This is a genomic window from Psychrobacillus sp. FJAT-21963 (assembly GCF_001420585.1).
Classification (GTDB): domain Bacteria; phylum Bacillota; class Bacilli; order Bacillales_A; family Planococcaceae; genus Psychrobacillus.
The window spans coordinates 66,259-81,494 of sequence record NZ_LJIY01000009.1 but is presented as its reverse complement, the minus strand read 5'-3'; the positions used below and the strand labels follow the sequence as shown (position 1 = coordinate 81,494).

At 36.0% G+C, this 15,236-nt stretch carries 14 protein-coding genes; 3 read left to right on the top strand and 11 right to left on the bottom strand.

What is annotated here, in order from left to right:
* Nucleotides 1–106: 106 nt before the first annotated feature.
* The gene (locus AN959_RS16975; RefSeq protein WP_056832497.1) at nt 107–604 is read right to left on the bottom strand and encodes a GNAT family N-acetyltransferase; all 498 of its coding nucleotides are present in this window, start codon (nt 602–604) and stop codon (nt 107–109) included.
* Nucleotides 605–765: 161 nt separating this feature from the next.
* Here AN959_RS16975 and AN959_RS16970 point away from each other — a divergent pair, with 161 nt between their 5' ends.
* A complete protein-coding gene (locus AN959_RS16970) occupies nt 766–1,767 on the top strand; it encodes a S66 peptidase family protein (protein ID WP_056832495.1) in 1,002 nt (333 codons plus the stop codon).
* A complete protein-coding gene (locus AN959_RS16965; RefSeq protein ID WP_056832493.1) occupies nt 1,755–2,315 on the top strand; it encodes an HAD-IIIA family hydrolase in 561 nt (186 codons plus the stop codon). The genes AN959_RS16970 and AN959_RS16965 overlap by 13 nt, the downstream gene beginning before the upstream one ends.
* A gap of 34 nt (nt 2,316–2,349) precedes the next feature.
* Here AN959_RS16965 and AN959_RS16960 read toward each other — a convergent pair whose 3' ends face one another.
* From AN959_RS16960 to AN959_RS16945, 4 genes are read right to left on the bottom strand one after another with little or no spacing between them, the layout of a single operon-like run.
* Nucleotides 2,350–3,102 carry an NUDIX hydrolase gene (locus AN959_RS16960; protein WP_056832491.1) on the bottom strand — a complete coding sequence of 251 codons (753 nt, stop codon included), beginning with the start codon at nt 3,100–3,102 and terminating at the stop codon, nt 2,350–2,352.
* Nucleotide 3,103: 1 nt separating this feature from the next.
* Nucleotides 3,104–3,859, bottom strand: a complete 756-nt coding sequence (fetB, locus tag AN959_RS16955) for an iron export ABC transporter permease subunit FetB (protein ID WP_056832489.1) — start codon at nt 3,857–3,859, stop codon at nt 3,104–3,106.
* Nucleotides 3,856–4,590: an ATP-binding cassette domain-containing protein gene (locus tag AN959_RS16950; protein ID WP_056832487.1), complete on the bottom strand. Its 735-nt coding sequence runs from the start codon at nt 4,588–4,590 to the stop codon at nt 3,856–3,858. The genes fetB and AN959_RS16950 overlap by 4 nt, the downstream gene beginning before the upstream one ends.
* Entirely contained in the window at nt 4,574–5,119 is a 546-nt protein-coding gene (locus AN959_RS16945; RefSeq protein WP_056832485.1) for a GNAT family N-acetyltransferase, read from the bottom strand. Before AN959_RS16945 ends, AN959_RS16950 begins: the two co-directional genes overlap by 17 nt.
* A 125-nt stretch (nt 5,120–5,244) precedes the next feature.
* On the opposite strand from AN959_RS16945, the gene AN959_RS16940 reads away from it, so the two are divergent.
* Entirely contained in the window at nt 5,245–6,600 is a 1,356-nt protein-coding gene (locus AN959_RS16940; RefSeq protein ID WP_082461072.1) for an amino acid permease, read from the top strand.
* 237 nt (nt 6,601–6,837) lie between these two features.
* On the opposite strand, the gene AN959_RS16935 is transcribed toward AN959_RS16940, so the two are convergent.
* From AN959_RS16935 to AN959_RS16910, 6 genes are all read right to left on the bottom strand, one after another.
* Nucleotides 6,838–8,814: a S9 family peptidase gene (locus tag AN959_RS16935; protein ID WP_056832483.1), complete on the bottom strand. Its 1,977-nt coding sequence runs from the start codon at nt 8,812–8,814 to the stop codon at nt 6,838–6,840.
* 112 nt (nt 8,815–8,926) lie between these two features.
* Nucleotides 8,927–10,477 (bottom strand): fatty acid--CoA ligase family protein, encoded by a 1,551-nt coding sequence (locus tag AN959_RS16930; RefSeq protein WP_056832481.1) that lies wholly within the window; start codon nt 10,475–10,477, stop codon nt 8,927–8,929.
* A 159-nt stretch (nt 10,478–10,636) separates the two neighbouring features.
* Nucleotides 10,637–12,574, bottom strand: a complete 1,938-nt coding sequence (locus AN959_RS16925) for an FtsX-like permease family protein (RefSeq protein WP_056832480.1) — start codon at nt 12,572–12,574, stop codon at nt 10,637–10,639.
* Entirely contained in the window at nt 12,546–13,319 is a 774-nt protein-coding gene (locus AN959_RS16920) for an ABC transporter ATP-binding protein (protein WP_056832478.1), read from the bottom strand. The genes AN959_RS16925 and AN959_RS16920 overlap by 29 nt, the downstream gene beginning before the upstream one ends.
* On the bottom strand, nt 13,279–14,325 hold the full coding sequence (locus AN959_RS16915) for a HAMP domain-containing sensor histidine kinase (RefSeq protein WP_056832476.1): 1,047 nt from the start codon (nt 14,323–14,325) through the stop codon (nt 13,279–13,281). Before AN959_RS16915 ends, AN959_RS16920 begins: the two co-directional genes overlap by 41 nt.
* Nucleotide 14,326: 1 nt before the next feature.
* On the bottom strand, nt 14,327–15,067 hold the full coding sequence (locus AN959_RS16910) for a response regulator transcription factor (protein WP_172794408.1): 741 nt from the start codon (nt 15,065–15,067) through the stop codon (nt 14,327–14,329).
* Nucleotides 15,068–15,236 lie beyond the last annotated feature (169 nt).

Here is a 15,236-nt window from a genome sequence, read left to right as displayed (position 1 = left end):
AACTTCAGCACTTGGAAAATGCGAATAAAATATGAATTAGCACATAAAAAGAAGTAACCCCTCCGCTCTTAATAAACAGCATGCGGTGCAGTTACTTCTTTCTTTTTTATTTATCTACCTTATATATTGAATTTATAGCATCCCAATCAAGTGGTCTTGCCATACTGTTTTCAGTTCGCTCTAAAGGCTTAAAACCAAATTGTGCATACAGGGAATGAGCATCTCTAGTGCCTAAGTGAAAATTCGTTCCTTTTAATTTTGTATTCTCCGTGATCACGGTCATCAACCATTTACTTAGACCCTTTCCTCTAAATTCAGGAAGTACGAACACATCCGCCAGCCAAGAATATCTAACAAGGTCAGTTAAGACACGAGCGAAACCAATTTGCTTTGGTGTCCCCTTAGTAGGATCTCCATCATAAATACCATAACAGATAGTTGAATTTTCGATAGATGCTATAACCAATGCTTTTGACGTACCTTCAAGCCAATAAGATTCTTTACTAAGAAAATTATAGATGACTTCCACATCCAACAAACTTTTATCGGTACTAATATAATATCCATCTTTACATAACAACTCTGTCTGTTCTTTTATCAACATTTTCTTGCCCCCAAGTTTTTATCTATAATACTCTTCATCATAAACAAAATCTTTCAGAATATTATATTTTCACTTTATCTTAATTAAGCTATAATTGTAAATACTTACCTCTTTGCATTTTTCTTAACTATTACATAAATTAATCGAGGAGAATATATTTTATGACACTTTTAAATCGACTAAAGCAAGGAGATAAGATTGGGATCTATTCACCATCTTCTCCTATCACTTACTCATCCCCTAAGAGATATAAAAGAGCAAAGTCTTTTTTAGAATCCAAAGGGTTACAGATTGTTGAAGGAAATCTAACAGGACAGCATGATTATTATCGTTCTGGAAGTATTCAGGAACGGGCAAATGAATTAAATGAACTCATTCGTGACCCGGACGTCAAATGTATTATGTCAACAATTGGTGGAACTAATTCGAATGCAATTTTGCCTTATATCGACTATGAAGCATTTAAGAAGAATCCTAAAATAATGATTGGCTACTCCGATGCAACTGCTATTTTGTTAGGAATTTATGCACAAACTGGAGTTCCAACTTTTTACGGTCCAGCTTTGGTCCCTTCTTTTGGAGAATTTGAGCCTTTTGTGCACTATACATTCGATTATTTCAATAAAATGTTAATCGAACAACAGCAAACTCCGTTTACTATTCCAACTCCTCCTTATTGGACAGATGAGCCACTTAATTGGGAGGAGAAAACAGAAGAAAAAGAAAACAGAAGCAATGAGTGGGTTTGCTTAAATGGAGGTTCCGCACAAGGAAGATTAATTGGTGGTAATTTAAATGCTATGTATGGTTTTTGGGGAAGCCCCTATATGCCTGAGATTAAAGAAGGAGATATTCTCTTAATAGAAGACACGATGAAAACAGCTTCCGTTGTGGAAAAGAATTTTAACCTGTTAAAACTGAACGGTGTATTTGATCGTGTAGGTGGAATCATTTTAGGAAAACACGAACTGTTTGATAATCAAGGAACGGGAAGAACACCATCTGATATCTTACTAGAAACAATTGGACAACCGTCCATCCCTATTCTTACTGAATTTGATTGTTGCCATACTCATCCCATGCTCACGATGCCCATTGGAAGAAATATAAAATTAGATGCAACTAATAAAAAAGTAACCATTATCGAACAATGGATAAAATAAATAACATAGAAGCAATATTCATTGATCGAGATGGAACAATTGGTGGCACTGGTCATTTTATTCATCCAAAGCATTTTAAGCCTTATGAATTCAGTAACTATGTATTTAAACTGCTGAAAGAGCATGGCATTCGAATGTTTGCATTCACAAATCAACATAGAATTAGCAGAAAAGAAGCATCAATCACAGAGTTTCAAGAGGAGTTCCTTTCATTCGGCTTCCATGATGCATTTATTTGTCCACATAGTGAAAACGATGCTTGTATGTGTCATAAACCTAAACCTGGTATGTTAATAGAAGCCGCTAGGAAACATAATTTAGAGCTAAAAAATGGTGTCGTAATCGGGGATGTTGGATCAACAGATATGCTAGCTGCTCATGCTGTTGGTGCGTTGAAAATATTAGTCCTAACTGGTTGGGGAAAAAGCTCCTTACATCAACATCGAGAGATCTGGAAAGATGTAGAACCAGATCATATTGCACAAAATTTGTTGGAAGCGGTCCAATGGCTGTTAAAAATCCCACAAAAAACCCCAGTGAGAAATTAATCTCTCTGGGGTTTTTGCGGGTTCTCCTGATAATCTAATCTTCGATGTACTTTAACAAAATAGGCCCTAAATAATCTTCCTTTAAAGATGGATCGTTCTGAATAAAGGACTGCACGCTCTCTTTATTTAAATTGATAAATAGAAACTCATCAAACTCTGGTTGCTCGCCTTTTTCTAGAAGACTTTCATTGTGATGTTGAAATAAGGCTTGAAGCTCCTTCATAGAATAATCCACTTTCAACTCGAACATAATAGCCCAAAAATCATATGTCCCCTTATTCTTAATAAACTTAGGTTTGAATGATTTGGAAAATGGAGAATCAACACGTAATCCCATTTCTTCTTCTAACTCTTTTGCTATACTTCTCTCCAAATTAAATACAAAGCCATCTAAGTCAGTCTCGTCCAGTCCTCCACCTGTAAATTGTAATCTTCCCGGAGTCGATGTATGTTGATTCATTCGCCCAAAAGCAATGTGATGATCATTCGTAATAACCGCCATACATGTAAAAATGACTTTACAAGGGTATGTACAATCTGCGTGATGAAGTGTATATAAAAAATGTTTGTAGTCTGTTTTTACAACTTTTATTTGAAGTTCATCACTAGTTTTATTTATATCAGTAATAGTGAATACTTCTCCATTCCGAAACTGTTTGTTATTCTTTTTTAGCTGTTCCCAAAATAACTGATGTCGCTCTTGGATGCTTTTCGGTAGATGAAAAGGCGTCGGATCATATTTAACTGTTACTCGAGTAGGAGCTTGTTCAATGACTATCGGCTTCACTTTATTCTCTCCAATCCTTCAATTGCAAATCCTTTGTAAATAAATGTTTATAACAAAGCATACTTAACATCATACTCGTAATTGCAGAGGAGCTTGTAAAAACAAAGACTATCAATATCTGATATCGTACAGCCTCCACTGGGTCTGCACCTGCTATAATCATTCCTGTCATCATTCCAGGTAGCTGCACAAGCCCTACAGTTTTCATCGCATCAATTGTAGGAATCATACTAAATTTCACGGAACGTTTTAGTACTTCCTGTACAGCCTGTCGACTTGTGGCACCTAAGGAGAGAAGAGTTTCAATTTCACCTTTGGAGCTTTCTGTTTCTCGTTTTAATTGCGTTAAAAATAATCCACACGCAACCATAGCATTTCCAATTGTCATTCCACTAAGAGGAATCATGTACTGAGGGGTTGCTTCAATTATTTGCAATCCAAGTAATAGTCCCATCATTAAAACTTCCATCGTTGCTATGGAAATAATAATTCTCCAAAAGACCCCTGTCATACCTTTAGCACGTTTGGCAGCATTACTAGCTGCAACTATAATCATGATGCAAATAATTAATACAATAATGAGGATATTTTCTGATTGAAACACAAATTGCAGTACATAGCCTACTGCTAGAAGCTGAATAGCCGCGCGAATAGTACCAACTGCAATATCTTTTTCAAGATCGAGCTTTTGCCAAACGGATAGGAGCATGGTAATAACAACGAATAATAACGTGAAGCTGAGTGCAACAAAACTCATAACATCACCTGATCAGGAATTACTTGAGTATGATGACTTTCAAAAAAGTCTTCTGTACGAGAGTCAATTGCCAATCTACCATTCTCCATATACCAAACTCGGTCACTGATTTTCTTAGCTTGTTCAAGATCATGCGTTATCCAAATAAATGATGTTCCTTTTTCTTTATGTATGTGTTCCAAAAGCAGCTCTACGTATTCTTTACTTTGCTGATCAAGTGAGGCAGTGATTTCATCCAATAGAAGGACAGGTGGATTTAATAATAATGTTCGCACCAAGGCTACCCTTTGTTTCTCTCCACCAGATAAATCCTTTGCTTTTTTGTTCCACATTAAATGCTCAAGTCCTAAATCCTTCATGTATTTTTTTGCTAGCCCTTCATCAAATGGAATATTATGCAACTTGCTAACAGTTTTCAAATTATCCTCGATTGTTCCTGGGAGCATGATTGATTGCTGAGCAACATATGCTATATTCATACGCCATTGCCGTGTATCCAGTTCTTTTGCTGAATCACCTTTAAAATAAATTTCACCTTTATCAAGTGTTTCAATTAAAGCAAGTGTCCGTAGTAGTGTACTTTTCCCTTCTCCTGATTTACCTAGTAAAGCAATACGCTCCGACTTTTGAAGAACTACGGTAATATTCTCAAATAAATGAAGGCGGCACTTTGCCTCTTTCATGTCCCAATAATTTTTAGTTATATTTTTAATTTCAAGCAAAGCTGTCATACTCTTTTTCCCATTCATCTCTTAATATTCCCATTCTAATAGAATCATAGTAAACTCCATTATAAAAACGGCATTTACGAAGACGTGCTTCCATTGTCATTCCTAGCTTCTCTCCAACTTTAATCATCCGCTCGTTGCCCGACCAAGTCGTATAGCCCACGCGCACGAGGGGTAATTCACGAAATAAATGGGTGGTCCACAATCGCAAAGCTTCTGTACCGATACCACCATTCCAGTAGATAGGGTCATAGATAACAATTCCCATTTCAAGCCAAAGAGATTCTTCATGCTCCCAATAGTAGCATATAGATCCTACTAGTAAATCATCTACATAGATTCCCCAAAAGTCTTCCTGATTTATATAATGATGTTTTTTCTCTAAAAACTGTTCAAATGTTTTTGGTTCATATGGAAAGTAAGGAGCATCCCACTTTTTCCATTCTGGCGCCTCTTCTTTCGCACTTAGTTCCCATAATTTAGATAATTCATTCTCAACTATAGGTCGAATAGTCACCTGTTTCAATTTCATCACCTCATCCAATACATATACATAATTTTACCACATTTCAAATAATATAGACTGTTCTCTCTCAATGCTTTATTATGGTTAGTGTTATATAACATAAGTAATCTATTCAAAGGAGTGACATACCATTGGGTGACAATCAGAAATTACAACGTGGATTAGAACAACGTCATATCACCTTAATGTCGTTAGGTGCAGCAATAGGAGTAGGATTATTTTTAGGTTCAGCTACTGCTATCAAATTGGCAGGACCAGCAATTCTTATTTCATACATAGTTGGTGGAATCGCTATCTTAATAATTATGCGTGCCCTCGGTGAGATGGCTGTGCATAATCCGGTTGCAGGCTCTTTTAGTAGGTATGCAAAGGATTATTTAGGACCGCTTGCAGGTTATATTACCGGATGGAATTATTGGTTTTTATGGGTTGTAACATGTATGGCAGAGATTACTGCTGTTGGTGTTTATATGCAAATGTGGTATCCGGACACACCAAGCTGGATTTGGGCATTAGCAGCACTCGTTATCATGACGATGGTAAATTTAATCACCGTAAAAGCTTATGGTGAATTCGAGTTTTGGTTCGCCCTTATAAAAATTGTGGCAATCCTTGCTATGATTTTTGTGGGACTAGGTGTGATTATTTTTGGAATTGGTAATGGTGGAGTTGCTGTTGGTATTAGTAACTTATGGTCGCATGGTGGATTTGCACCAAATGGGATCACTGGTATCTTTATGTCTCTACAAATGGTCATGTTTGCATACTTAGGTGTGGAGATGATTGGGGTTACTGCTGGAGAAGCAAAAAATCCGAAAACAGTCATTCCTCGAGCGATTGATACGGTTTTTTGGCGTATTTTATTGTTCTATGTTGGTGCTTTATTTGTCATTATGTCCATTTATCCATGGGATGAAATAGGCAGTAATGGAAGTCCATTTGTGTTAATGTTTGAACAAATCGGCATAGGACCAGCAGCAGGCATTATAAATTTCGTTGTATTAACTGCCGCACTTTCTAGTTGTAATAGCGGAATCTTTAGTACAGGACGCATGTTGTTTAACTTAGCAGAACAAAGGCAAGCGTCAGCTTCATTTAAAAAGATTAGTAGGAATGGTGTTCCTTCTAAGGCAATCATATTCTCCGCAACCTTACTATTAGTAGGTGTCATACTGAACTACCTTGTGCCTGAGAAAGTGTTTATTTGGGTCACAAGTATTTCAACATTCGGAGCTGTTTGGACATGGGGAATTATTTTGTTGTCCCAATTAAAATTCCGTAAAACCCTTTCTAAAGGAGAGGTTTCTAGATTAACGTATAAAGCAATATTCTTTCCTTTTGGTTCTTATATAGCGCTTGCATTTTTAGTGTTAGTGCTCGGACTGATGGCATACTTCCCAGAAACACGAATTGCATTAATTGTTGGACCTATATGGATTATAGGATTGGTGTTTATGTATTTTAAAAATGGATTTGATAAGAGATAACTTGAATGATAATTTATTTGATTGTTCTTATCTAGAATGGTCAAATTTCAGTCAGGGTATAAATATGGATTATCCGACTCTGAGTGGTTTTTATCCATATCTAAGTGATTATTATCCGATATGCAGTAGTTATTATCCGATTCTAAGTGTTCATTATCCGATTCTGAGTAGTTATTATCCGATTATCAAAAAGCCCTTCATTTTTCTACACAGGAAATGAAGGGCTTTTCTCTATTCTTATATATATTTCTTGAACCATCCTGTAATTTGTTCCAATCGAGTCAATCTTAAATTAGGCAAGCCAACTCTGGATAGATTATGATCTGCTTTTGGGAAGCGGACAAAGCTTGTTTCTTTTCCCATTGCCTTTAGTGTTATATACAATTGCTGCCCTTGTTCAATTGGGCAACGGTAGTCATTTTCACTGTGCAATATAAGTAATGGAGTTTCCACATTAGCGGCATATTTCAATGGAGATGCATCCCATAGCTTATCGATATCTGTCATATCTGCACCTATTTGCCATGGAGTAAAGTAATAACCGATATCTGATACCCCAAAAAAGCTTACCCAATTCGAAATGGAACGTTGAGTAACCGCAGCTTTAAAGCGATTCGTATGTCCTACTATCCAATTCGTCATAAATCCACCATAGCTTCCTCCGGTAACGCCAAGTCGTGAATCATCTATCCAGTCATTTTCCTTTAATACATAATCAAGTCCCGACATGATATCCTCATAGTCTCCTCCACCATAGTCACCACGAACTGCGTCTACGAAGTTTTGACTATAACTATGACTTCCGCGAGGATTTACATATAACACTCCATATCCTTCTGCTGCTAACAACTGCAGCTCGTGAAAGAACGTGTTGCCATACATTGCATGAGGTCCACCATGTATTTCTACAATAAGTGGATACTTATTGCCTTCTTCATATCCTACTGGCTTCATCAACCATCCGTGCACATCCCAATCTTTTGCTCCCTTAAAGACAATAGCCTCTGGTTCGACAAGTTCCACGTCATTTAGATAATCCTTGTTAAATTGTGTAAGTACTTTTCTTTCACCAGTCGCCAAATTCTGTCTAAATAATTCCCCGGGAAATATTGGGTTGCTAACTGTAACTAGCGCAAACGTCCCTGTTGTATCTACATCATACCCATACACATGCTCATCTTCACCTGTAGCAGGATACAATTCACCTTCTAAAGATGCAAAATAAAGACGTATATCTCCCATTGTGGACACTTGGAAGTACAAGTGATTGTCATCTGTCCATACTACATCTGGTGCACTTGCCCCTTGTTGGAAGTCTGCAGCCGCATAGTCGCCAACTGGTGCATCAAAGCCTTCAGTTATTATTTGTCGTATGCCAGAATTTACTTCATATACATATACTTCTGCATGGGTTGCATTTTGGTAAGTACGAGGCATACCAACAAATGCAAGATACTGGTCATCCTTTGAAAATGCGGCACCTCCAAAATAACCATCCTCATTTATTATTTCTGTTTCTTCCTTCGTATCAATATCGACAAGATACATTGGTTGGGTAAATGAAAAATCTTGATTTTCCTCCCGGTTCACACCTATAACAAGCTTCTTCCCATCATGAGAAACCGCCTGCAAATTATATTGATAGTTGCCTTCCGTGAATGGAGTAATTACAGCAGTCTCTATGTCAATCGAGCCAATTTGTTTGTAAACATCTACTGGCAATAGTCCAGCACCATCTGCATGGTATTTCATTTTATCTACTACATACGCCTCTGGTAGCTTTTTTTCATCCTTTTCTGGTTCATCTGTCCATGATTTCCCTTCTTTTAAAGGAGCCGTGAACCATATTTTCTTTCCACATGGTGACCATAGATAGCTAGAAATTCCTTTTTCCATAGTTGTAAGTTGCTTCGCTTCTCCTCCAGAAGAAGGTAGAATATAAATTTGACTCTTTTCTTCGCGATTAGATAAGAAAGCAATATACTTTCCGTCCCTAGACCACTTAGGGGAGGATACTCGTTCTTTCTTATGTGTCCACTGAGTAATTTCTTCTGTGTTTAAATTTAAATGATATAAATGAGCATAATATTTATTGTCCTTTTCATCCATTTGTGTCCGTATAAATACCGCTTCTTTCCCACTAGGTGATAGTACTGGACTTGTTATAGAATGAAGTTTAAATAAATCCTTTGCTTCTAACTTTCTTTTTGCCATCTCTATATCCCCACTTTCAATTTCTTACTCTCATTTATTTCGACACTCGAAATCATTTCCCTTCTTAATCATATAAAAAAACTGCACCTTATAAAAGGAGCAGTTAATTATTCTATTGAACAGTTTGTTCTTTTAATGAACGACGTAATATTTTACCTGTCGTATTTTTTGGAAGTTCCTCTAAAAACTCAAACTTCTTAGGTATTTTGTACTTCGCAAGCTTTTCAGTACAATATTCATATAGCTGCTCTTCAGTTAAAGACGTATCTTTTTTCACAACAAATGCCAATACCTCTTCCCCAAAGTTAAGGTCAGGAATACCAACTACAGCAGCTTCCACAATACCTGGATGTCCAAACAAAACTTCCTCCACTTCACGTGGGTAAACATTGTATCCTCCTACTATAATCATATCTTTCTTACGATCGACAATGTAGAAGTAACCTTCTTCGTCTTGTCTTGCAAGGTCTCCTGTATACAACCAACCATTTCGAATAGCGTTTTCCGTTTCTTCAGGCATTTTATAATAACCCTTCATAACGTTTGGACCTCTAACGATTAGTTCACCTACTTCTCCAACAGGTACCTCTTCTCCAAGCTGGTTTACTACTTTATTCTCCACATTGACAATATTTGTTCCAATGGATCCTGGTTTACGTTCACGGTCAATCGGATTGAAGCATGTTACTGGGGAAGCCTCCGATAATCCGTAGCCTTCTGAAATACGTACGTTAAATTTTTCCTCGAAGTTGTGTAGTAATGCAACTGGTAATGAAGAACCACCAGAAATTGCTAAACGAATCGTTGAAAAATCTTCTACATCTCCTTCTGGATATTGATACAAGAAATTGAACATTGTCGGAACTCCAGCAAAGATTGTTGCCTTATGCTCTTTGGCAATTTTAAATACATCTTGTGGACTAAATTTAGGTACTAATAATAATGTTGCTCCAACTAATAATGGAGCATTAACGACAACTGTAAGCGCAAATACATGGAATACAGGAAGAGTTGTAATGACACGGTCATCCGTATTAATACTTAAATACTCCGCTACATCTCGTGCATTAGAATAAATATTTTTATATGTAAGCATTGCCCCTTTTGGATGACCTGTTGTCCCTGAAGTATATAAAATTACAGCAGTATCCTCTTCTGAAACTTCTACAGGTGTAACATCAGGTGTAGTAGACTTAATTAAAAATGAAAACGATTTCACTTTTGCTTTTAAAGAATCCGGTAATGTAGCTAGTTTCTCTACTGTATCCGCTTGAGTCTCACAAATAACATAATTTTCAACAGAAGTAAAAATACCTTCTGCTCTTTCAACTAAAGGGAGTAATGCATCTAATGCAATAATTGCTTTTGCATCACTATTTTTGACAATATAACTGATTTCATCAGGCGTATATATAGGATTGATTGGTACCGCAGTTGCCCCTAACCGCATCGTAGCATAAAGAGAAATGAGAAAATGTGGTGAGTTTCCAAGTAAAAAACCAACATGATCTCCTTTTTCAATTCCTAGTGAGCGGAGTGCAGTAGCAAATCGTTCTATCGAATGTTCAAATTCCGCATAAGTCGTATCAGACCCCATAAAATGATACGCAATTTTTTCAGGATGCTGTGTAGCAATTTGTTGAACACGTGAAACTAAACTCATATTCTCGTCCCCCTCATTAATTTGAATGAATATTCATTCATTATCCCTTTATTTATTATATAAAAAAAGTTTTGATNATAAAAAAAGTTTTGATAATTCAATAAAAATTAAAGATCAAAGATTACAAAAAAAGCATCATAGTAGCATGATGCTTTTTGGTCAATACGCTTGAATATGGGCTATATATCTCCATCGAATTAAGTAAAAATAAGCTACTTGAATCACAGTGAATGCGATTAAAACGAAAAGCATTTCTTTCGCGATAGAAACTGCTGCTAAATCTACCCACACTGCCTGTAGGTAAATAAACGAAAATGTACTATGCACCATGGCAAGTCCCCAAGGTAAAAAGAATTGTGGAATCAATTGCCTATTAACGATTTTTACTAGTTCATGATCGGTTACACCCATTCTTCGAAGGACATCATACTGTTTCTTATCTCTCTCTAAATCGGTATACAATTTAAAATACACAAAGCTTCCCGCTGCAAGTAACAATACTGCTGCTACAAGTAATCCCGTAAATAGTAACAATGAAAATGTTGCACGTATGATGGAATAATTTAAACCTGGATTAACAAAATAAAATGGATTTGGATTTACCTTTGAAGTACCCATTGACTCCACCATTATTCTATCAATATCTGCTCCTACTTCCTTTGTTCTTAGCCATTCTGGAACATGAAAGGCATAAAAGGTTGTCCTAGATTCTTTCAGTCCATAGCCGGACAGAGGCTCTGTCACTAACTGAAAATCTTCATCGCTAATAATTATTGTTCGCTGATTGATTGCTAATGAAGGGAATATATAATGTTCGAATTCCCCGATTATATGAATAGGTACACTGCTTTCTTCTAACACAGTTTGTTCCTCTTGGGGGCTAAGATTTCCTATGTCCTCCTGAGTGTTTGGTACTAATATCGCTTCCCCTTGAGTCAAATCAACTAAAGGTATTTTTAATGAAAGCGCCAAGCTATTTACTTCAGATTCTTTTATCACATTCACTACTTCTTGTGAACTGGAAGAAGTTTGCTCCTTCACATTAAATTTCACTAGCTCATACGATAAATTTTCTCTTTGAAGCTCTTGGGATAGCTTCATAATATGTTCTTTCTCAAAAGGATTATCCCAATCACTGGAGTAAAAAATACTAATCGGATTTAATTCACGATATTGTGCAGTAAAGGAAGTAAAAGATGTAACAACTCCCACTGACAAAAAAGCGATAGTTGATACGATTGTTACGACAAAAAACATACGTGCATTTTCTCGAATTTTAATCGATCCATCCGCAAAAACAATTAAATGAAAAGGACGCCAGTAAAAGGATTTTCTTTTGCGAATTTGGTTTATTATATACAACATACTATCAGTGAAAAACAAGTAAGTACCTACAATTGCAAGGATAATGATGACAAACGTAATCCAAAAGGTCATCTTAAAGAGAGAAAGTAGAACTAGACTATAGGCAGTAAGCAGCAAAACTAATCCCAAAATCGCTTTCCACTTTGCATACGCTACTTGCTCATCAGCTTTCCAATATCCTTTAAGCAATTGAATAATTTCTTTTTTACGAATGAAAACAACACCGCTGATCGAAATAATGATAAATAAGGATAAAAAAACAACGATTGTTAGCGTAAATGGCTTCCAAGATAAATAAAGAGGTAGACTATCTAAAAGAAACAATTCTCGAATAACCATAAAGAAAAACTTAGAAAAGGCAAAACCCCAAAAAATCCCCACCGTTATAGATATAGCTCCTAGAATCATTGTTTCTAAGAAAACCAAACGATTTAATTGTGATTTTTCCATACCTAAATTTAATAATAGCCCGAACTCTTTAGATCTAGCCTGTAGGAAGGCACTCATCGAATAAAACAAAAAGAACAATGTAAAAATAATGAGGATAATTTCTGCAATAAGCATTCCACCAAATGCAATATCTCTTAAGAATTTATCCTCAATATTCGGATGAAACATCAACATGGAATAAATAAAAAACACCATTACGGAGAAAATACTTGCCATAAAGAAGGCAGCATACACACGACTATTTCGAATTACATTATGATAAGCGAATTGTTGAAAGGTCATTTACATTTCCACCCAATAAAGACAAAATATTTAGTATGCGCTGGAAAAATGTTTGTCTTCGGTCATCTTTATATATTTCGTTAAAATATTCTCCGTCTTTTATAAATAGAACACGATCACAATAACTTGCTGCTATTGGATCATGTGTTACCATGATAATCGTTGTTTTACTTTTTTTATTTACTTGTGTGAGTATTTCTAGTACGTCCTTTGCTGATTTTGAATCTAAATTTCCAGTCGGCTCATCTGCTAGGATGATGCCAGGTTCATGTATGAGAGCACGTCCAATAGCAGTTCTCTGAGCTTGTCCTCCTGAAATTTCGGTTGGTCTTTTTTCTAATATCGCTGATAAGTCTAAATGCTTCGCAATTTCCTCTACCCTCTGTTTCATCACTTCAACAGGTTGTCCGTCAAGCGTTAAAGGTAAAACCATATTTTCTTCCACTGTTAATGCTGGAAGCAAATTAAAGTCTTGAAATACAAAACCAAGCTGTCTTCTTCTAAATAGTGATAAATCATTCTTTGCAAGTTGAAGAGGATCTGTTCCATCGATTAAAATGTTTCCTGAAGTTGGACGGTCGATTGTAGAGATAATATTCAGCAATGTAGTTTTCCCACTACCAGAAGGGCCCATTACGGCAAGGAATTCTCCTTTTTCTACTTCAAAACTCAATTGATTGATAGCAAGATGGGCTACCTTTCCTTCATAGACTTTCGTCACTTCTTCCAGTAATAATATCGACATCATTCTCGCTCCGTTCTTCTTGTTCCTGCTGTTTAAACATGATAGAGACAGTCGTGCCTTCTCCTACTGCAGTAGATATTATCATTTCATGCCCTAAACGATTGCAAATTTCTTGGGCCAAGTATAAGCCCATTCCAGTAGATTCGCCTGTTTTTCTCCCATTTTCTCCAGTAAAAAATGCTTTTGTCACCCTTTTTATATCTGAAGCCGGTATTCCAATCCCTTCATCCCGAACGGAGAATATAATCTTATGGTCTTTTTTGGTCGTTTCAAAATATACCTTCTTATTTTTCTCAAATGTATACTTCACTGCGTTCGTCAAAAACTGAGCAATAACAAAATGAATCCATTTTCTATCCGTCGTAATCATACAATTTTCCTCAATTGAAATGACAGGAAACACATGATTACCAATGAATAAGCGTTTATTCTCTGTCACAACTTGCGTAACTAATTGTTTTAAATCAACTTGTTCTATTTGCATATCCTCTTCGAAAGTATCAAGCCTTGCATTCATCAAAACAGCCTCTAACCCTCTTTTTAGTCGATCTGTTTCTTCCGACACACTTAATGAATCTATCACTTCTTTTTCCTGTATCATAAGTTCTAAAACAGAAATAGGAGTTTTCATCTGATGAACCCAACTATTCATAAATTGCAAATGCCTATTTTGCCTTGCATATAATAGTTGCACTTCTTTTTGATACAATCGGTAAATATGCTGCAAATACAATTCCACCTGTTTAATCTCTGGGGATTGGGCTTCTTTTTGGAGTACAACCTCAATCTTTGTTGGTACAGAAAGAATCTTTTTATAAAAAGAATATTTTTTAACAAATAATGTCCCTAAAAAGGTAATCGTCAATATACTACTAATAACAATTGAATAGATTGCTGTATCTACGTTACGAAAGCCATCTAGCCAATATAAGAGCATAATAAATAATACTAATAAAAACTGAAAGATTAGAAAGATTAAATGTTCACGCATAAATAAACGAAACATCTTAAGATTCCTCCGGACTAACTATCAATCGATAGCCCGCTCCTCGAACCGTTTCAATTGTCGATGTTACCTTGTAATCAGCAAGCTTTTTCCGAACTCGAGTCATATTAACATTTAAGGTGTTTTCATCAACAAACGATTGGTCATCCCATAAATCCTCAAGCAATTTTTCTCTTGTTACAAGTTTTGGATAACTTCTCATAAGCAAATCTAATATCGTACATTCCTTCTTTTGCAAAGGTATTTCTTCAGAAGGAGTATGCAGTTCCATTCTTTCTAAAAATAGCTGCAACTTTCCTACTTTTACAATTCGCTCTTCCTGCTTCGCTGCATATTCACCATAAGTTCTTCTTAAATGACTACGTATTTTCGCAAGGACGATTTCATAATGAAAAGGTTTCGTTATAAAATCATCTCCTCCATTTTCAAGTGCAAACACTTGATCCATTTCCCCTGATCTTGCGGAAACAAAAATTATCGGGCAAGTTGTATATTGGCGAAGCTGTCGGCACCAATAATACCCATCATATGAAGGTAAATTTACGTCTAATAATATAAGATGAGGATCAAAAATTTGAAACTCCTCGATAATGTTGTCGAAATCTTGAATGGTATGTACCTCATAATGGTATTTACGTAAAGTATCTGCAAGTAATGCAGCGATTTTACGATCATCCTCTACTACTAAAACACGATGTTCCGTCACTTGAATCCTCCTCAACAAGCAATCTCCCTCTATCATATCATAAAGAAAAGCGACAGCGAGCTTGAAGAATAGACTGTAATTAAATTGTATAAATTCCATTTTAAAATGTATGCTCTGATAACTAAAAATGATGGTTTTTAACATTTATAGAATTTGACTTTACTAAATAATGTTGTCCGATAAATAAGAAAATCATTGAAACGGC

Coding starts and splice junctions, on each gene's coding strand:
- AN959_RS16965 (WP_056832493.1), top strand. CDS start 1,755: ATGGATAAAATAAATAACATAGAAGCAATATTCATTGATCGAGATGGA.
- AN959_RS16945 (WP_056832485.1), bottom strand. CDS start 5,119: ATGAAATTGAAACAGGTGACTATTCGACCTATAGTTGAGAATGAATTA.
- AN959_RS16935 (WP_056832483.1), bottom strand. CDS start 8,814: ATGGCAAAAAGAAAGTTAGAAGCAAAGGATTTATTTAAACTTCATTCT.
- AN959_RS16910 (WP_172794408.1), bottom strand. CDS start 15,067: ATGATAGAGGGAGATTGCTTGTTGAGGAGGATTCAAGTGACGGAACAT.
- AN959_RS16915 (WP_056832476.1), bottom strand. CDS start 14,325: ATGTTTCGTTTATTTATGCGTGAACATTTAATCTTTCTAATCTTTCAG.
- AN959_RS16930 (WP_056832481.1), bottom strand. CDS start 10,477: ATGAGTTTAGTTTCACGTGTTCAACAAATTGCTACACAGCATCCTGAA.
- AN959_RS16925 (WP_056832480.1), bottom strand. CDS start 12,574: ATGACCTTTCAACAATTCGCTTATCATAATGTAATTCGAAATAGTCGT.
- AN959_RS16970 (WP_056832495.1), top strand. CDS start 766: ATGACACTTTTAAATCGACTAAAGCAAGGAGATAAGATTGGGATCTAT.
- fetB (WP_056832489.1), bottom strand. CDS start 3,859: ATGAGTTTTGTTGCACTCAGCTTCACGTTATTATTCGTTGTTATTACC.
- AN959_RS16950 (WP_056832487.1), bottom strand. CDS start 4,590: ATGACAGCTTTGCTTGAAATTAAAAATATAACTAAAAATTATTGGGAC.
- AN959_RS16975 (WP_056832497.1), bottom strand. CDS start 604: ATGTTGATAAAAGAACAGACAGAGTTGTTATGTAAAGATGGATATTAT.
- AN959_RS16920 (WP_056832478.1), bottom strand. CDS start 13,319: ATGTCGATATTATTACTGGAAGAAGTGACGAAAGTCTATGAAGGAAAG.